The following is a 19,085-nucleotide window of genomic DNA, read 5'->3' as shown; positions in this document are numbered from 1 at the left end:
TTGACGGGGAGTCTGCCATGTTGGGCATAAGCGATCTGCCGACCTATCTGTTGGGCGTGATCATCGTGGTGCTGCTGCCGGGACCGAATTCGCTGTACGTGCTGTCGGTCGCGGCCCGGCGTGGCGTGCGCCAGGGATTTGCCGGCGCCTGCGGCGTGTTCAGCGGCGACTTCGTGTTGCTGACGCTGACCGCTGTCGGCGCGGCATCGCTGCTGAAGTCGTATCCGCCACTGTTTGCGGTGATCAAGTACGCCGGGGGCGGTTATCTGGCCTGGCTTGGCGTTGCGATGCTCAAAGGGGCCTGGCGGCGCTGGAGGCATGGTGCGGAGGAAGCGGTGGCGGACAGCAACGGCGACCGCCCATATCTGCGGGCACTCTCGATCAGCTTGATGAACCCGAAAGCGATTCTGTTTTGCGTGTCGTTTTTCGTGCAGTTCGTCGACCCGGCGTATGCGCATCCCGGAGTGACTTTTCTCGCTCTGGGGCTGATCCTGCAGTTTTTCAGCGCCCTGTACCTGAGCCTGCTGATTCTGTGCGGCCACCGTCTCGCCAGCGCGTTCAGGCGCCGGCGCCGGCTGGCGGCGGCGATGAGCGGCGGCGTGGGCACCCTGTTTCTCGGCTTCGGAGCCAGACTCGCGCTGGCCAGTCTGAAATGAAATCATTGCGAACATTATCGAGGCAGAACGATGCCAAAACGTACTGACATACAAAGTATCCTGATTATCGGCGCCGGTCCCATCGTGATCGGCCAGGCGTGCGAATTCGATTACTCCGGCGCACAGGCTTGCAAGGCCCTGCGCGAAGAAGGCTATAAGGTCGTGCTGGTCAATTCCAATCCGGCGACCATCATGACCGACCCGGACATGGCCGATGTAACCTATATCGAGCCCATCAACTGGCAGGTGCTGGAAAAAATCATCGCCAAGGAACGCCCGGATGCGATCCTGCCGACGATGGGCGGGCAGACTGCGCTGAATTGCGCGCTCGATCTCGCGCGTCATGGCGTGCTCGAGCAGTACGGCGTAGAGCTGATCGGCGCCAGTGAAGATGCCATCGACAAGGCGGAAGACCGCGGCCGCTTCAAAGAAGCCATGGCCAAGATCGGCTTGAACTGCCCTAAATCCTTTATCGCGCACAGCATGGAAGAAGCGCTGTCGGCGCAGTTGGAGGTGGCGTATCCGACCCTGATTCGTCCCAGCTTCACCATGGGCGGTTCGGGGGGCGGCATCGCCTACAATCGCGAAGAATTCGTCGCCATCTGCGAACGCGGTTTCGAAGCCTCTCCCACGCACGAGCTGCTGATCGAACAATCGGTGCTTGGCTGGAAAGAGTTCGAGATGGAAGTCGTGCGCGACCGCAACGACAACTGCATCATCATCTGTTCGATCGAGAACTTCGATCCGATGGGGGTGCATACCGGCGACTCGATCACCATGGCGCCTGCGCAGACCTTGACCGACAAGGAATACCAGCTGATGCGCAACGCCTCTATCGCGGTCTTGCGCGAGATCGGCGTCGATACCGGCGGTTCCAATGTCCAGTTCGCGGTTAACCCCGAGAACGGCGAAATGATCGTCATCGAGATGAACCCGCGCGTGTCGCGTTCGTCGGCGCTGGCTTCCAAGGCAACCGGCTTCCCCATCGCCAAGGTGGCGGCCAAGCTGGCTGTCGGCTACACGCTGGATGAACTGCGCAACGAAATCACCGGCGGGCTGGTGCCGTCCTCGTTCGAGCCTTCCATCGATTACGTCGTTACCAAGATTCCGCGTTTCGCATTCGAGAAATTCCCGCAGGCCGACGATCGGTTGACGACGCAGATGAAGTCGGTCGGCGAAGTGATGGCGATCGGCCGCAATCTGCAAGAGTCGCTGCAGAAAGCGCTGCGCGGCCTGGAAACCGGCCTGTCCGGGCTGGATCCGCAGAATGGAGATGCCGGGACGGTCCGCCACGAATTGGGTACCCCCGGGCCGCAGCGCATCCTGTATGTGGCGGATGCCTTCCGCAGCGGTATGTCGCTGCAGGAGATTTTCGAGATTTCCAGCATCGACCCCTGGTTCCTCGCCCAGATCGAAGACCTGCTGCAGGACGAGGCGCGACTGGCCGGCCGCACTCCGGACGGGCTCTCGCGCGACGAGATGTTCGCGCTCAAGCGCAAGGGTTTTTCCGACCGTCGCCTGGGCATGCTCATGGGGGTCGACCAGGCCGCGGTGCGCGCGCGGCGCTGGGCGTTGAACGTGCGTCCTGTCTACAAGCGCGTCGACACCTGCGCCGCCGAATTTGCCACCTCGACCGCCTATCTGTATTCCAGCTACGACGAAGAGTGCGAGGCCATGCCGACCTCGCGCAAGAAGGTCATGGTGCTCGGCGGCGGACCGAACCGCATCGGGCAGGGCATCGAGTTCGACTATTGCTGCGTCCATGCCGCGCTGAGTCTGCGCGAGTCGGGTTTCGAGACGATCATGGTCAACTGCAACCCCGAGACGGTATCCACCGACTACGATACCTCCGACCGCCTGTACTTCGAGCCGTTGACGCTAGAGGACGTGCTGGAAATCGTACACGTCGAACAGCCGTTCGGCGTGATCGTCCAGTATGGCGGGCAGACCCCCCTCAAGCTGGCGCGCGCGCTCGAGGCCAACGGTGTGCCCATCATCGGCACCAGCCCGGACATGATCGATGCGGCCGAGGATCGCGAGCGCTTCCAGAAAGTCCTGCACGACCTGGGCCTGCGCCAGCCGCCCAACCGCACCGCGCGCACGCCGGGCGAGGCGATGACTCTGGCTGGCGAGATCGGTTATCCGCTGGTGGTGCGCCCGTCGTATGTGCTGGGCGGACGTGCGATGGAAATCGTGCATGAGCCTTCCGATCTCGAGCGCTATATGCGTGAAGCGGTCAAGGTTTCCAACGATAGTCCGGTCCTGCTGGACCGCTTCCTCAACGATGCGATCGAAGTCGATGTCGATTGCGTATCGGATGGCAGCGAAGTCATCATCGGCGGCATCATGCAGCATATCGAACAGGCCGGCGTGCATTCCGGCGACTCTGCCTGCTCATTGCCGCCGTACAGCCTGGCCGCCGATATCCAGGACGAGATACGGCGTCAGACCATCGCCATGGCGCGTGCGCTGAAGGTGATCGGCCTGATGAACGTCCAGTTCGCGGTGCAGCGCGATGTGATCTACGTGCTGGAGGTGAATCCGCGCGCGAGTCGTACCGTGCCCTTCGTGTCGAAGGCAACCGGCTCCTCGCTCGCCAGCATCGCGGCGCGGGCCATGGCCGGCATCTCGCTCGCCGAGCAGGGGTATCGCAAGGAAGTGGTGCCGCCGTATTTCTCGGTCAAGGAAGCCGTATTCCCCTTCATCAAATTCCCGGGCGTCGACACGATCCTGGGCCCGGAGATGAAGTCGACCGGCGAAGTGATGGGAGTGGGTCGAAGCTTCGGCGAAGCCTATGTCAAGAGCCAGCTGGCGGCGGGCGACCGGATGCCCAAGATCGGCAAGGTCTTCCTGTCGGTGCGTGACAGCGACAAGGAGGGAGCCATCGACGTGGCGCGCGAATTGCAGCAGCTCGGCTTCGGTCTGTGTGCCACGCGCGGTACGGCGCGCGATCTGGCTGAGGCCGGGATCGTCGTGCAGCGCGTGAACAAGGTGGCGGAGGGACGTCCGCACATCGTCGACATGATCAAGAACGGCGAGATCGCGCTGGTGGTCAATACCGTCGACGAGAAGCGCCAGGCGGTGCAGGACAGCCACTCGATCCGGCGTAGCGCGCTGCAGGCGCGCATCCCGCAATACACCACTCTGGCCGGGGCCAAGGCGGTGTGCATGGGGATGCAGCATCGGGATGCATTCGATGTGTACAGTCTGCAAGAGCTGCACGCGACGTTGCCTTCCCTTTGAACACGGGCGGATTTGCCGTTACAATCAGTCATTGAGCCAAGCAACAGCCAAGCCGCCGTCCCGTACGGCGGCTTGTGTTTTTGATGAGGGCGGGCCTACCGCCAGTGGAGAATATCGAATGATCAAAGTCCCGTTGACCGTACGTGGCGCAGAGCTTCTGAGGGAAGAACTGCAACGCCTCAAGAGCGTTGAGCGCCCTTCGGTGATCGAGGCCATCGCCGAAGCCCGTTCGCACGGCGATCTGTCCGAAAATGCCGAGTACGATGCCGCCAAGGAGCGGCAAGGGTTCGTCGAGGGTCGTATCGCCGATCTGGAAAGCAAGCTGTCCAACGCGCAGATCATCAATCCGGCCGAGCTGGATGCCGACGGACGTGTCGTATTCGGCGCTACGGTCGAGTTGATGGATCTGGAGACGGAAGACGAAGTCACCTACCAGATCGTCGGCGACGACGAAGCCAATATCAAGGAAGGGCGGGTGTCGGTCAATTCGCCGGTGGCGCGCGCGCTGATCGGCAAGTCATCCGGCGATGTGGCGGAAGTGCTCGCCCCCGGCGGCATCCGCGAATTCGAAGTCCTGGACGTCCATTACCTCTGAGCGGGCCGCAGGCCCGTTCCATGCCGGAGACGCTCGATGGAAAATTTATGTGCGGTAGCCAGGACGTTGTGGATAGGCGGCCTGTGGGTGATCGGGATCGTGGTGACGCCTATCCTGTTTTCCGCGCTCGACCATGTTTCCGCCGGCATGGTCGCCGGCAGGCTGTTTCAGGCGATCGCCTGGGTCGGTCTGGTCTGCGGGGTGATCTTGCTGGTGTCCTGCGTGTGGCGCGACGGCGTGCGCGGCATGAAGGGGGGCGGCTTCTGGTTGCTGGTCGCCATGCTGGCCTGCACCATCATCAATCATTTTGCCGTCAGCCCCATCATCGCCAACCTCAAGCTGCACATGAACCAGGCCGCGGAAGGGCTGTTCGGAGGCGGTTTCGCGACCTGGCACACGCTGTCCAGCCTGATCTACCTGCTGCAAAGCCTGCTCGGGCTGGCCTACATCCTGCGCAAGGAGTGAGGCGGCGGGCGGAAAAGCCCGCGCCCGGCGCTTACTTGGGCAGTACGACGCGCTGCTTGTCCGAAGGACGCCACAGTACCAGCAGTTTTCCGATATGCTGTACCGGTGCGGCACCGAGTTCGTCGCAGATACGCTCGTACAGGGCGATGCGAACGGCACGATCGTCGCCCTGCACCCGGACCTTGATCAGTTCGTGAGCGTCCAGGCTGATCGCGATTTCGCGTACGACCGATTCGCTCAGACCGTTGTTGCCGATCATGACGACCGGTTTGAGTCCGTGGGCGAGACCCTTCAAATACTGGCGTTCGGCCGGAGTGAGTTCGATTTTCATGGGATTGCGGATTCCTGAGTAAAAACAGATTCTACTAAACTTTAGCCTTTTACCCAAAGGTTGCCATTCCGGCCGGCGCTCTTCATGCTGACAAGGGCAGCGCCGACCGCACGGGATCACTATGAAGCGCACTAAATCCAGCAACGCCTGGCTCCAGGAACATGTCAACGATCACTGGGTGCAGATGGCGAAAAAGGACGGCTATCGCGCCCGCGCCGCGTATAAATTGCTGGAAATCAACGATAAAGACAAACTGATACGCCAGGGCACGATTCTGGCGGATCTAGGCAGCACCCCGGGCAGCTGGTCGCAGGTCGCCTCGCGCCTGGTCGGTTCCAATGGCCGCGTCTACGCCATTGACATTCTTCCGATGGATCCCGTACCCGGTGTAGACTTCATCGAAGGCGATTTTCGCGAGCAGGAGGTGCTTGACCGATTCGTCGAACTGCTCGGCGGGCGCGAACTGGATCTTGTAATTTCCGATATGGCACCCAATATCTCCGGAATGAGTGCTATTGATCAGGCGCGCAGCTTTCATCTGACGGAACTGGCGCTGGATTTTGCGCGCGAACACCTGAAAGTCGGCGGGAATTTTCTCGTCAAGGTTTTTCAGGGCAGTGAGTTTCAGTCATATCTCAAAGCGATGAGAGAGCTGTTTACTGAAGTGGCCACGCGTAAGCCGAAAGCGTCGCGTGACCGTTCGAGTGAAATTTATCTTCTTGGCAAGGGACGACGCTGACATGAATCCCTGCGGGTATTACAATCCATGCAAGTAATCGGGAAACCAGAAGTCAGGGCACAGAGGAGTCCGCTCGAGTGAACAATATCGGGAAAAACATCGCCATCTGGGTCATCATCGGGGTTGTGCTGATGACGGTGTTCAATCAGTTCAATAAGCGTCAGGAGACGCAGAACACGGTCGAGTACTCGCAATTCATCAGCGACGTCGAGACCGGCAAAGTTCAATCCCTGACGATCGAAGGACATCCGCTGCGCGGCCAGTGGCTGAAGGGCAAGCGCTCCGACGGCTCGACTTTCGCCACCTACGCGCCGTACGACCCGCAGCTGGTGGATGACCTGATCAAGAATAATGTGCGCTTCTCGGCGAAACCCGAGGAAGAGCCGAGCCTGTTGATGAATATTTTCATCAGCTGGTTCCCGATGCTGCTGCTGATCGGCGTGTGGGTGTTCTTCATGCGTCAGATGCAGGGCGGCGGCAAGGGCGGGGCCTTCTCGTTCGGCAAGAGCAAGGCGCGCATGCTCGACCAGGATACCAACACCGTCACCTTTGCCGACGTCGCCGGTTGCGACGAGGCCAAGGAAGAGGTGAAGGAGATCGTCGACTATCTGCGCGACCCGAGCCGCTACCAGAGCCTCGGCGGTCGCATCCCGCGCGGGATTCTGCTCTGCGGCAGTCCGGGTACCGGCAAGACCTTGCTGGCCAAGGCCATCGCCGGCGAGGCCAAGGTGCCCTTCTTCAGCATTTCCGGTTCCGACTTCGTCGAGATGTTCGTCGGCGTCGGCGCGGCACGGGTGCGCGACATGTTCGAGCAGGCGAAGAAGAGCTCGCCCTGCATCATCTTCATCGATGAAATCGACGCGGTCGGCCGCCAGCGTGGAGCCGGTCTCGGCGGCGGCAACGACGAGCGCGAACAGACGCTCAACCAGCTTCTGGTGGAAATGGACGGTTTCGACACCAATACCACGGTGATCGTCATCGCTGCGACCAACCGCCCCGACGTGCTAGACCCCGCGCTGCAACGCCCGGGCCGCTTCGACCGGCAGGTCGTGGTGCCGCTTCCCGATATCCGCGGCCGCGAGCAGATCTTGTCCGTGCATATGCGCCGCGTCCCGATCGCCGCCGACGTCGAGGCTGGCATCATCGCCCGCGGTACGCCCGGCTTCTCGGGCGCCGATCTGGCGAACCTGGTCAACGAAGCCGCGCTGTTCGCCGCCCGCCGTGCCAAGCGCCTGGTCGATATGGAAGATTTCGAGTCCGCCAAGGACAAGATCATGATGGGGGCCGAACGCAAGTCGATGGTGATGAGCGAAGAGGAAAAGCGCAATACCGCCTATCACGAGTCGGGGCACGCAGTGGTTGCCAAGATGCTGCCGAAGTCCGATCCGGTGCACAAGGTCACCATCATTCCTCGCGGCCGTGCACTCGGCGTGACCATGCAACTGCCGGAACAGGACCGCTTTGCCTACGATCGCGGCTACCTGCTTGACCGCATCGCCATCCTGTTTGGCGGACGCGTGGCGGAAGAACTGTTCATGCAGCAGATGACCACCGGCGCTTCCAACGACTTCGAGCGTGCCACGCAGATGGCCCGCGACATGGTGACGCGCTATGGCATGTCCGATCGTCTGGGGCCGATGATCTACGGCGACAACGAGGGCGAAGTGTTCCTCGGCCGTTCCATCACCACGCATAAGAATCTGTCCGAGGCGACCCTGCAGCAGGTCGATATCGAAATCCGCCGCATCATAGACGAGCAGTACGGTCTCGCGCGGCGTCTGCTGGAAGAGAACCGCGACAAGGTGGAGGCGATGACGGCGGCCCTGCTCGAACTCGAAACGATCGACGCCGATCAGATCAACGACATCATGGCCGGTCTGCCGCCGCGCGCGGCGCATGTGCTCGGCAGTTCCCGCACGGCGGCGAAACCGGCCGAACCCGTTGCCGATGCGCCGGCCGCAGAGGATGCCGCGCCGTCAGCGGCGCCGGACGAAACCGTGTAACACGTCCTTCATCCGTCGAGGGGGCGGGCGCCTGGCGCCCGCCCCGTTTCACATTTGCATCCCCCCAACCATGACGATTCTCCATTGCGGCCGTTTCCGGCTCGACCTCTCCCGCCCTCTGGTCATGGGTATTCTCAATATGACCCCCGATTCTTTCTCCGATGGCGGCAGGCACGCCGGTATCGAGCAGGCACTGCAGCATGCGCGCGAGATGGTTGCAGAGGGGGCCGATATCATCGACATCGGTGGCGAGTCGACGCGGCCGAACGCGCCGCTGGTGAGCCCGGAGCAAGAGATGGAGCGCGTTCTGCCGCTGCTGGAGCGTTTGCAGGACTTGGGCGTGCCCCTGTCGCTGGACACCCGGCGCCGGGCGGTAATGGCGGCGGCCTTGCCCATCGGCGTCGATCTCATCAACGATGTCTCGGCCCTGGAAGACGAGGGGGCGCTGGCCCTGCTGGCCGGTTCCACGGCCGCGATCTGCCTGATGCACAAGCAGGGCAACCCGGATACCATGCAGCTGCGCCCCGACTACCGCAACGTGGTGGACGAGGTCGGCGCCTACCTCGCGCGTCGCGTCGCCCTGTGCGAAGAGGGCGGAATCGCGCGCGCGCGCTTGCTGATCGACCCGGGCTTTGGCTTCGGCAAGACGCTGGAGCATAATCTGCAACTGCTGCGCGGCTTGCCCGAGCTCGCGCGGGCGGCCGGCGGCATTCCGCTTCTGGTCGGGCTGTCGCGCAAGACGATGCTGGGTGCCGTGTGCGATGAGGACGTGCCGTCCGAGCGGCTGGGCGCCAGCGTCGCCGCCGCGTTGGAAGCTGTCCGCCGCGGCGCGCATATAGTGCGCGTGCACGACGTCAAGGCGACGCGGCAGGCGCTGCAGCTGTGGAATGCGGTGAAATCGGCCTGAGCGCAGGCCCCGGATAACGGAAAAGACAGGAAAGAACATGGCAAGAAAATACTTTGGCACCGACGGTGTCCGCGGCGAAGTCGGCCAGTTTCCGATCACTCCCGATTTTGTGATGAGGCTAGGCTATGCGGCTGGCCGTGTTCTGGTTGATCACGATAGCGACCAGCGACCGACGGTACTGATTGGCAAAGACACCCGCATCTCGGGCTATATGCTGGAGGCGGCGCTGCAGGCCGGCTTTACCGCGGCCGGCGTCAACGTGCTGTTGACCGGCCCCCTGCCGACACCGGGCATCGCCTATCTGACCCGCGCCCTGCGTCTGTCGGCCGGGGTCGTGATTTCGGCCTCGCATAATCCGTTTCACGATAACGGCATCAAGTTTTTCGCCGAGGGCGGCCGCAAGCTGGATGACGCGATCGAGCTTGAGATCGAAGCGATGCTCGATTCGGAAATGAAAACCCGCCCCTCGCGCGAACTCGGACGGGCGCGCCGGATCGAAGGCGCTGCCGAGCGCTATATCGAATTTTGCAAGAGCAGCTTCCCCAATGACCGCAATCTCAAGGGGCTGAAGCTGGTCGTCGATTGCGCAAACGGCGCCACCTACCATATCGCGCCGAAAGTCTTCCATGAACTCGGCGCCGAGGTCGTGGTGATCGGTGGTGAGCCCGACGGTTTCAATATCAATGAAAAAACCGGGGCGACCCACCCGAAGACCTTGCAGGCCGCTGTGCTGCAGCATGAGGCCGATTACGGTGTCGCGCTCGATGGCGACGGAGACCGTCTGATCATGGTCGATGCCAAAGGACAGGTCTACGACGGCGATTCGCTGCTGTACGTGATCGCGAAGGCGCGCGCGCAGTCCGGCGAATTCAAGGGGGGCGTGGTCGGCACCGTGATGACCAATCTCGGGATGGAACTGGCGCTGGAGAAGCTCGGCATCCCGTTCGGCCGCGCCAAGGTCGGCGACCGCTACGTGCTGGAAATGTTGCTGGCCAATAACTGGATACTCGGTGGCGAATCGTCTGGACATTTGCTGTGCATGGATTGTCACAGCACGGGCGATGGCATCATCTCCGCCTTGCAGGTGCTCAATTGCCTGACGTATCTCGGTTGCGACCTGGCGAGCGCTTGCCGCGACTGGCAGCCGTTCCCGCAGACATTGATCAATGTTCGCCTGCAGGGGCAGGATTGGAAGGCGGCCTCGAGCGCTGCGCTGGCCGAAGCGGAAGCGGCGCTGGTCGGGCGCGGACGCGTGGTATTGCGCCCGAGCGGCACTGAACCTGTCGTGCGCGTGATGGTCGAAGCAGACGAGTCGGCGCTGGCCGAGCGATGGGCGCGAACCATCGCCGGCGCCATCGAAGGGGCGGCGACCTGAGAGAGTCCGGCGGCGCCCATCGGGGCGCCGCCGCTGTCAATGACGGTAAAGCCGTGGCACGCGCAGGGCGACCGCGCACATCAATTCGTAGTTGAGCGTGCCGGCGCAGGCGGCCACATGCTCGAGCGGGACGGCCGGGCCCCACAACTCGACCCTGCTGCCGATGCCGGCTTGCGGGATATGGCTAAGATCGACGGCGAGCATGTCCATCGAGATACGGCCGACGGTGCGCGAGGCCCTGCCGTCCACGGCGACCGGCGTGCCGTCGATGGCGATACGCGGGTAGCCGTCGGCATAACCACAGGCGACGATCCCGATGCGCATGGGTTCGTTCGCCTGGAACAGGCAGCCGTAGCCGACCTTGTCCCCGGGCCGCAGCGACTGGACGGCAATCACGTCGGCCGACAGTGTCATCGCCGGCTTCAGGCCGAGATCGGTCCCTGTCGTTCCTTCGAACGGCGAGCAGCCGTACAGAGTGATGCCGGGCCGGACCGTATCGCCGTGCGTGCGCGGGTGGCGGAAGATGGCGGCAGAATTGGCGGCGCTGACTTTCAGCCCGCACTGGGCGATCAGCGGTTCGAAGCATGCCCATTGTTCGTCCACGCCGCGTTCGTCGTCGGCAGTGGCGAAGTGGGTCATCAGCGTGCTTAATCTGACGCCCGGAAGTGCGGCCAGCGCATGCGCGATCCCGACTGCGCGCTCCGGGGCGAAACCGAGCCGGTTCATCCCGCTGTTGACCTTGAGCCAGGCTTCGAACGGATGCGAGGCATCCAGCCGTCGCAGCCATTCCAACTGGTGTTCGCCATGGATGGCGCCCGCTATTTTCTGAACGGCCATGAGCCGGGTCTCGGCTTCGTCGAACGGACCTTCGAGCAGAGTCAGCGGCTGCTCGATGCCGGCATCGCGCAGGGCGATGGCGTCCTCCAGATTCAACAGGGCGAAACCGTCGGCAACATCGGCCAGCGCGGTCGCGACTTCGGTGCTGCCGTGGCCATAGGCATTGGCTTTGATGACGGCAAGAGCCCGCCGGTTCTGTGTTTGCTTACGGGATTGAATATAGTTGTGTTTTATGGCGGATAGATCGATCTCTACCCTTATGGGCCGTGTCATGTCAGGAAAGTGGTCGCGTGAGGTGTGGTATATTATAGTCTTGCACAGACGGTGATGGACAACGGTCTGACAAGACTTTTGACCTGAACCCGGAACGGGGGCAGCGGGGGCTGGCCAAGAATGGATATTCTTCAAATACTTATCGATTTTTTCAGCGGGTATGGCTACGAAGCCGTATTCGTGGTGCTACTGTTGTGCGGTTTCGGTGTTCCGATTCCTGAAGACATCACGCTTGTCGCCGGGGGCATCATCGCGGGACTCGGCTACACCGAAGTCGAGATGATGTTTGTCGTCGGGATGGCCGGCGTTCTGATCGGCGATGGCATCATGTTCGCCCTCGGGCGCCTGCTTGGCCACAAGGTCATGCAGATTCGCCCCATCTCACGCATCCTGACGCCGCAGCGGTTTTGCGCGGTACAGGAAAAATTCACCCGCTATGGCAACGGCGTACTGTTTGTCGCCCGCTTTCTGCCCGGCTTGAGATCCCCCATCTTTATTTGCGCCGGCATGAGCCGACGTGTGTCGCCTTTGCGCTTTCTGCTGCTCGATGGCATGGCGGCAGCCATTTCGGTTCCGGTCTGGGTCTACCTTGGCTTTCTCGGCGCGGAAAACCGCGACTGGTTGATGACCTGGGTGCATCGCGGTCAGGCCGGCCTGCTCGCCGTCAGCGCCATCCTGCTGAGCATGGTGCTGTTTCTGTGCCTGCGGCGCAAGAAGACACGCTGCGATTGAAGCGACGGGCGGTATGCCCGCCCGTCTCCGGCATCAGCCGACCTGCAACAACTCCACTTCGAATACCAGCGTCGCATTGGGCGGAATCACGCCACCCGCACCGCGTGCACCGTAGCCGAGAGACGCCGGAATGGTCAGCTTGCGCTTGCCGCCGATTTTCATCCCTTGCACGCCCTGGTCCCAGCCCTTGATCACGTGCCCTGCGCCCAGCGGGAAGCTGAACGGTTGGGAACGGTCCTTGCTGGAGTCGAACTTGGTGCCATCGGTCAGCCAGCCGGTGTAGTGAACGGTGACGTCCTGTCCTGCCACCGCTTCGGCTCCTGCGCCGACTTCCAGATCTTCGATAATCAGTTCCGAACTCATGTTGTATCTCCACGGGAAAACGTGCCGATTGTAACAGCGTGCGTGCGTCTGGCAACGGATGATTCAAGGAATATTCGCGAGTGAATGGCTATAACGGGAATGTACCTTGACTCTTTTTCTGCGCCGCACAATATCGGGAGTCGGCCATGGACATCGTTCATCCCTTGCCCCAGCGTGTTCATATCCATCGGGTGGGGCCGGCGCATATCCGGCGCTGGTTCCGTCTGGCGGAGCGGGATTTGCGCCGCGTTCCCGCCGATGCCTTGTTCTATGGGGTGCTGTTCGTGCTGATGGGGTTCTCGCTGACCTTGTATTACAACGATGATCCGGAAATCGTACTGGCCCTGGTGATGACATTCCTGCTCGGCGGCCCTTTTCTGGCCACAGGGCTGTACGATCTGTCGCGGCAGATGGAAGCGTTTGAAGGACGCGGCAAGGTCAAGTTGCTGAAAAGCCTGGTCGCCTGGCGCAGCAATCTTTCCGGCTTCTCGCTGTACGGAGTCTTGCTGACGGTCATCGTGTTCGGCTGGTTCCGTCTGTCGCTGCTGATCTTTGCCCTGTTCTACGATACCGATGCCGTGCCCAGCCTCGATGTGCTGCTCGAAAATGCGCTGAGCTTGAGTCACTGGGCCTTTCTGCTTGCCTATTTCGGCAGCGGTTTTGTCGTCGCGTTTCTTGTCTTCGCCGTCAGCGTGATCGCGCTTCCGATGCTGCGCGATAAAGAAGTCGATGCCGTGACGGCGATGGTGACCAGCGTGCAGGCGGTATACCAAAATCTGGCGACCATGTCGCTGTGGGCCTTTGTGATCGTGGTACTGACCGTGCTAGGCTTGGCCAGTTACTTTGTCGCTCTGCTCGTGTTCATGCCCTTGATCGGGATGGCGACCTGGTACGCTTATCGGGACATCATTACCTACGACTACTGAGTGGCCAAATGACAACACGCATCGTTTTTCTCGACCGGGACAGCTTGCCTGTCCCGGTTCCCGTTCCCGGCTTTGAGCATTGCTGGCAGGATCACGCGGCCACGGCACGCGACGAAATCGTCGCACGCTGCCGCGATGCCTCAATCGTCGTGAGCAACAAAGTCGCTCTCGATCGCTCGACCTTGCAGGACTTGCCGCAACTGAAGCTGATCGCCGTCGCGGCGACCGGTGTTAACCATATCGATCTTGCGGCCTGCCGCGAACGCGGCATCGCGGTATGCAATGTCGCGCACTATGGCGACGATACCGTTGCCGAACACGCCTTCATGCTGCTGCTGGCCTTGATGCGGAATCTGCCGGCCTACCAGCGCGACGTGGCGGCAGGGGTGTGGCAGAACGCGGCACAGTTCTGTCATTTCGGCGCTCCGATCCGCGACCTGAACGGGGCCCGGCTGGGCATCATCGGCAATGGCGGCATCGGACAGGCGCTGGCGGCGCGCGCACGCGCGTTTGGCATGACGGTGAGCTTCGGCGAACGCAAGGGGGCGCCCGCTACGCGCAGCGGCTATGTCGACTTCGAGACCGTGTTGTCCGAGTGCGATGTGATCTCGCTGCACTGTCCGCTGAACGACGCCACGCGCGGCATGATAGGTGAATCCGAACTGCAGCGCATGAAGGGCGGCGCCATTCTGATCAATACCGCACGCGGCGGCCTGGTTGACGAGGCGGCACTGGTTGCGGCATTGAAATACGGCCGGCTTGGCGGGGCCGGCTTCGATGTCCTGTCGGAGGAACCGCCGGTCAAGGGCAATCCCCTGCTCGCTGCCCATCTGCCGAATCTGATCGTGACGCCGCACGTCGGCTGGGCCAGCCGCGAGGCGATGCAGCGGCTCGCACGCATCCTGATCGATGGCATCGAAGGCTTCATGGCCGGGCGCCGCGTCAATCGCGTCGATTAATCGGCCTCACCGGGCGCATCGTGCGGCTGGGCACGCGGCGTTTCTTCCTCACCCATGCCCAGTTTGCCGCGGATGCAGGCGATATAGCGGTTGACGTCCGGGCCGCCGCCGTAACGCTGGGCATGCCAGATCATCTCTCCCAGGCAATCCATGATTTCGTGCTGCGCCGCATGTTCGTCGCCGCGGCGCAGGGCCAACTGCGCATACAAGGAACGGATGCCGAAGGGTTGGTCTATCGATCGCTGCTCCTCGATGGCCATGTGCAGGCTAAGATGCAGAAAGGGATTGGTCTGCCCGTCTTCCGGCGCCCAGTCGCTTTCCAGATAGCGCTCGGCTTGATCGAGCAGTGCGTGATATTCGGGATGTTGCAGGATAACGCCGAAAGCGACCGCTTCCAGGCCGCTTAGCGTCTGCTGTCTCCGTGCCCAGGTGTCAAAGAAGAAACGGCGGGCATCTTGTCGGCTAGGATTGAACATGAGAACGGTGGAAAGGTAAGGTTGCAATGAATGGGTGGGCCCGGCGGCAAGACCGTCGCGCCTGGCTGAACAGTATACGCGACGGAGGCTCTCCATGCTTACGCTGCACGATTTCAGCGCCTTGCGCATCGATGGGCTGGCCGAGGATCTGGCCCGCTATCGCGGCAGGGTGGTCCTGGTGGTCAATACCGCCAGCGCCTGTGGCTATACGCCGCAATATGCCGGTCTGGAAGCCTTGCAACGCCGCTTTTGCGCGGCCGGCTTCGATGTACTGGCTTTCCCTTGCAACCAGTTCGGCGCGCAGGAGCCGGGGGATGGCGAAGCAATCGCCGCTTTCTGCCGCGAGCGCTACGAGGTGAGTTTTCGCCTGTTCGCCAAGGTCGATGTCAACGGTCCCGCCGCGCCGCCGCTATGGCAGTGGCTGACGCGCAGCGACACGCCCTATCCCCAGGCGGTAAAGTGGAATTTCACCAAGTTTCTCATCGATCAGCAGGGGCGGGTCGTGCGACGCTACGAGCCTGCGCTGCAGCCGGAGGAGGCGGTGGAGGATATCCTCCGCTTGCTCCGGCTGGCATGAGGCGTGTCAGACGCGTTTGAAGATGATGTCCCAGACGCCGTGTCCGAGGCGGATGCCGCGCTGTTCGAACTTGGTCAGCGGGCGGTAGTCCGGGCGTGGGGCGAAGCCTTCTGCGACGCTGTTGGCGAGCAAGGTTTCCTGGCTGAAGACGTCGAGTATCTGTACGGCGTATTCCTCCCAGTCGGTGGCCGCATGCAGATAGGCGCCGGGCTTGAGGCGGGCGGCCAGGCGCGCGATCAATTCCGGCTGAATCAGGCGGCGCTTGTGGTGGCGCTTTTTGGGCCAGGGGTCCGGGAAAAAGATATGAATGCCATCGAGGCTGGCCAGCGGTAGCATGTTGTCGATGACTTCGACCGCGTCATGCTGGATCAGCCGCATATTGGACAGCGCCTTTTCGGAAATCAGCTTCAGCAGATTGCCGACGCCCGGGCTATGGACTTCGATGCCCAGATAGTCCCGTTCCGGGTTCTGCTCGGCGATCTCGGCGCTGGCTCCGCCCATCCCGAAACCGATTTCGAGTATTTTGGGCGCGTTCCGCCCGAAGCTTGCTTCCAGATCGAGCAAGGCCGGGCTGTATTCCAGCCCCCAACTTGGCATCCCGTCGTCGATCGCGCGTTTTTGCGCCGCCGACAGGTGGCCTTGACGCAACACGAAGCTGCGGATATGTCGTTGAAATGCCGGGTTTTCCATGAGTGCTTGCGCCGGAAAGTCAAAACCGTCGATTTTACCGAATCTTGATCGCTTTAGCGAGCCGGCCACCTTCTGCAGCAATGAAGTCGCGTACGGAGGGCCAGTCTAGCCGCATCCCCAGTTCCCTGTGTAGCCGGCTATTGTCCAAGCGGCGCGATTCCGATAGAAACGACCATTGCAGAGCCGAAACGCGGCCTTGCAGTTCGGCGCGGCTAAAGCGCGGAGCGCGTTCGACTCCGCAGGCGTCGGCCAGCAAATCGTACCAGTCGCCTACCGCCATCGGCTCGTTGTCGCAGGCATTGAAGATGCGGATTGCGCCGCGCCTGCGCAGTGCGTGCACGCATAAGCGGGCGAGATCGTCAGCGTGAATGTGATTGCTGTAACTGTCTTGTGCGGCGACGATGAGACCGCGTCGGGCCGCGACAGCATCCAGCGGCAGGCGGTCGATGGCATAGATTCCCGGTGCCCGCAGAATCGTCAGGCTCACGCCATGGCGAATGGCAAAAGCGCGCAGGCTATGCTCCGCGTCCAGCCGCCTGACGGCGCGCGCGCTGGCCGGACGGGCGATGCAGGATTCGTCGATGAGACGCCCGTGCGCATCGCCGTAAACGCCGGATGTGCTGATATAGATCAAACGCTGTGGTATGCTTTTCGCCTTTGCCAGCGCGGATAATAAACGCCGCAAGCGGGTGTCGCGCTCCCCATGGCCGTTGGGCGGGGCGGTGTAGAGCAGCGCGTCGGCCAGCCCGGCCAGACGCACCAGGCTTGCGCGGCAATCGAGATCGCCACGCAGCGGGAGCACGCCGCGGGTGCGTAGATCGGCAGCCTCGGCCTCCTTGCGCACCAGCGCTAGGATTCGCCAGTGGCGACTCAGCGCGGGCAGGGCGCGGCGAGCGACATCGCCGCAGCCGACAATCAGTAGTGTTGGCATCATGGCCTTCATTTTAGCGATCTCATTCAAGGTATAACATCGACATGACGAGCCAGGTCAAAGTCCTTCCCAGCGGACACACCTTCAGCGCCGGGGCACAGGAAACCATTCTCGACGCCGCCTTGCGCCAGGGGATAGGCATGCCCTACGGTTGTCGCAACGGAGCCTGCGGCGCGTGTCGCTGCAAAGTCGTCTCCGGGGATTTTGCCCAGTTGGATGGTTATTCGAGCAAGGCGCTGACGGAGCAGGATAAGGCTCAGGGCTATGCCTTGCTGTGTCGGGCGCAGGCCAGGGGCGATCTTGTCCTCGAGGCCAACGAGATGAGCGGCAGCCGGGATATCCCGATCAAGACCCTGCCCTGTCGGGTGGAAAAAATCGAGCGTATCCACGATGTGGCCATTCTCAAGCTCAAGCTGCCTGTGGCCGAGCGCCTGCAGTTCCTGGCCGGGCAATACATCGATATCCTGATGAAGGATGGCAAGGCGCGCAGCTTTTCCATCGCCAATGCGCCGCACGACGATGCCTTTATCGAACTGCATGTTCGCCACCAGCCGGGCGGTCATTTTTCAGACTACGTCTTCAATACGATGAAGGAGCGCGAAATCATGCGCTTCAAAGGGCCGCTCGGCAGTTTCCATCTGCAGGAAAATTCGGTCAAACCCATTGTTTTTCTTGCCAGCGGCACCGGCTTTGCCCCGATCAAGGGCATCATCGAACACGCCATTCATAGCGGCCTGACGCGACCGATGACCTTGTACTGGGGAGCGCGGCGTCCGGCCGACCTTTATTTGCGCGAGCTCGCCGAGTCATGGCTCGAAGCCGTGCCGGGCTTCCGGTTCATCCCTGTTCTGTCCGATGCCTTGCCGGACGACGGGTGGCAAGGACGCACGGGGTTTGTGCACCAGGCCGTGCTGGACGACTTTGCGGATTTGTCCGCTTACGAGGTCTATGCTTGCGGTTCGCCGCTGATGGTGGAAGCGGCCCATCGCGAGTTGACCACCGGCCGTGCCTTGCCGGGCGACGCTTTCTTTTCCGATGCCTTCTACCTGTCCAAAGATGGCACCAAGCCCTGATCGCTGATGTCAGCGGCGGCGATGCCCCGATTTGATGCATGTCAATACTGATCGTGCGCTTATGGATAGTATCTATGACAGGTAACATTCGACGGAGCGTCCGGACCCACGCAGGGGGCCCGGCAACGCAGCATCCGCACCGAGATAACCGGTAGTCTGTCCTCTGGATATACAAGTGGGGGACACGCCGGTATTGCGTGTGTTAGATGTGTGTGTTTTAAAGGATACAGTCTAGACTGTATCCTTTTTTTTGAGCTGGGCGGCAAAAAGGCCGCCTGTGGCGACCTTCTGGTTTGTCCTGCGCGCATCGAAATCCGGTGTCGGGTGAATTAGCGCTTCCGGTCCGGCGGGCTTTGCTCCCCGCGGTGCATTGATGCATCGTCTCCGTTATCCAGAAATTGCCGTACTGCTTGCGGAACGCTGCGCGTTCTCGCCGACCCGTCGTCCAGGGACTGGAACGAGGCATGGCTTGGGCGCACGTTTTCGGCCGCTACGGCCACCCCGCAACAGAGCAGAAGGGTCGTGGCCAATACCATGGCTTTCGGGTGTTTCATCTCTATATCCTGTCCACAGTTTCTACTGCCGTTTACCTGCCGATACTGCCTGCGTTGTTCAGCGCGAGTTGTTCTGGTGACGCCCGTTGCTGTTCTGTTCGAACAGATCCTGGCCGCCCGCGCCGACGTTTTCGGTCGCCTGTGCAGCCGGGGCGGCGGTCTTGACGGTCGCATCGACGGCTTGGCCGACCACGACGTGGTTCTGGATATGCCAGTTGTTATTGCTCTCGAACTGGTCCTGGTTGTCGGCGGCCATGGTCAGCGAGGAGAGGCCGAGGGCGGCGGCGGCGAGAAGAGTGAGTTTTTTCATGATTCGTATCCTTTATGTTGGGTGAGAGGCTCGCGCTTAGCGGGCGTGGTTCTGGATGTGCCAGTTGTTG

Annotated in this window: 20 protein-coding genes; 13 read left to right on the top strand and 7 right to left on the bottom strand. The window is 61.8% G+C overall.

The features are described 5' to 3' along the window. Positions 1 to 17: 17 nt before the first annotated feature. The 4 genes from leuE to G520_RS0119630 all read left to right on the top strand — a co-directional run bounded on the left by leuE (position 18) and on the right by G520_RS0119630 (position 4,959). Positions 18 to 656 carry a leucine efflux protein LeuE gene (gene leuE / locus G520_RS0119645; RefSeq protein WP_028537144.1) on the top strand — a complete coding sequence of 213 codons (639 nt, stop codon included), beginning with the start codon at positions 18 to 20 and terminating at the stop codon, positions 654 to 656. 30 nt (positions 657 to 686) lie between these two features. Then, positions 687 to 3,899 carry a carbamoyl-phosphate synthase large subunit gene (carB, locus tag G520_RS0119640; protein WP_028537143.1) on the top strand — a complete coding sequence of 1,071 codons (3,213 nt, stop codon included), beginning with the start codon at positions 687 to 689 and terminating at the stop codon, positions 3,897 to 3,899. Positions 3,900 to 4,017: 118 nt separating this feature from the next. Next, the gene (gene greA, locus G520_RS0119635; RefSeq protein WP_028537142.1) at positions 4,018 to 4,494 is read left to right on the top strand and encodes a transcription elongation factor GreA; all 477 of its coding nucleotides are present in this window, start codon (positions 4,018 to 4,020) and stop codon (positions 4,492 to 4,494) included. A gap of 36 nt (positions 4,495 to 4,530) precedes the next feature. Beyond that, positions 4,531 to 4,959: a DUF4149 domain-containing protein gene (locus G520_RS0119630; RefSeq protein WP_028537141.1), complete on the top strand. Its 429-nt coding sequence runs from the start codon at positions 4,531 to 4,533 to the stop codon at positions 4,957 to 4,959. 31 nt (positions 4,960 to 4,990) lie between these two features. Here the strand turns inward: G520_RS0119630 and yhbY are convergent, their stop codons facing one another. Then, positions 4,991 to 5,290 carry a ribosome assembly RNA-binding protein YhbY gene (gene yhbY / locus G520_RS0119625; protein ID WP_028537140.1) on the bottom strand — a complete coding sequence of 100 codons (300 nt, stop codon included), beginning with the start codon at positions 5,288 to 5,290 and terminating at the stop codon, positions 4,991 to 4,993. A 121-nt stretch (positions 5,291 to 5,411) separates the two neighbouring features. Between yhbY and G520_RS0119620 the strand changes: the two genes are divergently transcribed. The 4 genes from G520_RS0119620 (at position 5,412) to glmM (ending at position 10,314) form a co-directional block, all read left to right on the top strand. Beyond that, the gene (locus G520_RS0119620) at positions 5,412 to 6,029 is read left to right on the top strand and encodes an RlmE family RNA methyltransferase (protein WP_028537139.1); all 618 of its coding nucleotides are present in this window, start codon (positions 5,412 to 5,414) and stop codon (positions 6,027 to 6,029) included. A 77-nt stretch (positions 6,030 to 6,106) separates the two neighbouring features. Then, positions 6,107 to 8,032, top strand: coding sequence for an ATP-dependent zinc metalloprotease FtsH (gene ftsH, locus G520_RS0119615; protein ID WP_028537138.1), 1,926 nt, complete (start codon positions 6,107 to 6,109; stop codon positions 8,030 to 8,032). 70 nt (positions 8,033 to 8,102) lie between these two features. Beyond that, on the top strand, positions 8,103 to 8,939 hold the full coding sequence (folP, locus tag G520_RS0119610) for a dihydropteroate synthase (RefSeq protein WP_028537137.1): 837 nt from the start codon (positions 8,103 to 8,105) through the stop codon (positions 8,937 to 8,939). A gap of 37 nt (positions 8,940 to 8,976) precedes the next feature. After that, entirely contained in the window at positions 8,977 to 10,314 is a 1,338-nt protein-coding gene (gene glmM / locus G520_RS0119605) for a phosphoglucosamine mutase (protein ID WP_028537136.1), read from the top strand. A gap of 36 nt (positions 10,315 to 10,350) precedes the next feature. Here glmM and alr read toward each other — a convergent pair whose 3' ends face one another. Further along, entirely contained in the window at positions 10,351 to 11,424 is a 1,074-nt protein-coding gene (gene alr, locus G520_RS0119600; RefSeq protein ID WP_028537135.1) for an alanine racemase, read from the bottom strand. Between the two features lie 120 nt (positions 11,425 to 11,544). Here alr and G520_RS0119595 point away from each other — a divergent pair, with 120 nt between their 5' ends. After that, complete coding sequence (locus G520_RS0119595; protein WP_028537134.1) at positions 11,545 to 12,156, top strand: DedA family protein; 612 nt, start codon at positions 11,545 to 11,547, stop codon at positions 12,154 to 12,156. 33 nt (positions 12,157 to 12,189) lie between these two features. On the opposite strand, the gene G520_RS0119590 is transcribed toward G520_RS0119595, so the two are convergent. After that, the gene (locus G520_RS0119590) at positions 12,190 to 12,519 is read right to left on the bottom strand and encodes an FKBP-type peptidyl-prolyl cis-trans isomerase (protein WP_028537133.1); all 330 of its coding nucleotides are present in this window, start codon (positions 12,517 to 12,519) and stop codon (positions 12,190 to 12,192) included. Positions 12,520 to 12,665: 146 nt separating this feature from the next. Here G520_RS0119590 and G520_RS0119585 point away from each other — a divergent pair, with 146 nt between their 5' ends. Together G520_RS0119585 and G520_RS0119580 are read left to right on the top strand one after the other, a co-directional pair. After that, entirely contained in the window at positions 12,666 to 13,445 is a 780-nt protein-coding gene (locus G520_RS0119585) for a DUF2189 domain-containing protein (protein WP_028537132.1), read from the top strand. A gap of 8 nt (positions 13,446 to 13,453) precedes the next feature. Further along, positions 13,454 to 14,404, top strand: a complete 951-nt coding sequence (locus tag G520_RS0119580; RefSeq protein ID WP_028537131.1) for a D-2-hydroxyacid dehydrogenase — start codon at positions 13,454 to 13,456, stop codon at positions 14,402 to 14,404. On the opposite strand, the gene G520_RS0119575 is transcribed toward G520_RS0119580, so the two are convergent. Then, the gene (locus tag G520_RS0119575; RefSeq protein WP_028537130.1) at positions 14,401 to 14,880 is read right to left on the bottom strand and encodes a DUF1841 family protein; all 480 of its coding nucleotides are present in this window, start codon (positions 14,878 to 14,880) and stop codon (positions 14,401 to 14,403) included. The two genes, G520_RS0119580 and G520_RS0119575, sit on opposite strands and share 4 nt — an antisense overlap. Positions 14,881 to 14,974: 94 nt before the next feature. Between G520_RS0119575 and G520_RS0119570 the strand changes: the two genes are divergently transcribed. After that, complete coding sequence (locus G520_RS0119570) at positions 14,975 to 15,457, top strand: glutathione peroxidase (protein WP_028537129.1); 483 nt, start codon at positions 14,975 to 14,977, stop codon at positions 15,455 to 15,457. Between the two features lie 6 nt (positions 15,458 to 15,463). Here G520_RS0119570 and trmB read toward each other — a convergent pair whose 3' ends face one another. Both trmB and G520_RS23560 read right to left on the bottom strand, forming a co-directional pair. Beyond that, positions 15,464 to 16,147 (bottom strand): tRNA (guanosine(46)-N7)-methyltransferase TrmB, encoded by a 684-nt coding sequence (gene trmB, locus G520_RS0119565; RefSeq protein WP_028537128.1) that lies wholly within the window; start codon positions 16,145 to 16,147, stop codon positions 15,464 to 15,466. A 34-nt stretch (positions 16,148 to 16,181) separates the two neighbouring features. Beyond that, positions 16,182 to 17,081, bottom strand: coding sequence for an SDR family oxidoreductase (locus tag G520_RS23560; RefSeq protein WP_248620859.1), 900 nt, complete (start codon positions 17,079 to 17,081; stop codon positions 16,182 to 16,184). Between the two features lie 41 nt (positions 17,082 to 17,122). On the opposite strand from G520_RS23560, the gene G520_RS0119555 reads away from it, so the two are divergent. Beyond that, complete coding sequence (locus tag G520_RS0119555) at positions 17,123 to 18,151, top strand: CDP-6-deoxy-delta-3,4-glucoseen reductase (RefSeq protein WP_028537127.1); 1,029 nt, start codon at positions 17,123 to 17,125, stop codon at positions 18,149 to 18,151. 612 nt (positions 18,152 to 18,763) lie between these two features. Here G520_RS0119555 and G520_RS0119545 read toward each other — a convergent pair. Further along, positions 18,764 to 19,015, bottom strand: coding sequence for a hypothetical protein (locus tag G520_RS0119545; protein ID WP_028537125.1), 252 nt, complete (start codon positions 19,013 to 19,015; stop codon positions 18,764 to 18,766). Positions 19,016 to 19,085: the final 70 nt, after the last annotated feature.

The organism is Paludibacterium yongneupense DSM 18731, from assembly GCF_000422925.1.
In the GTDB taxonomy this organism is placed as follows: Bacteria; Pseudomonadota; Gammaproteobacteria; order Burkholderiales; family Chromobacteriaceae; genus Paludibacterium; species Paludibacterium yongneupense.
The sequence above is the reverse complement of the archived record's forward strand: the minus strand, read 5'-3'. Positions and strand labels throughout refer to the sequence as shown.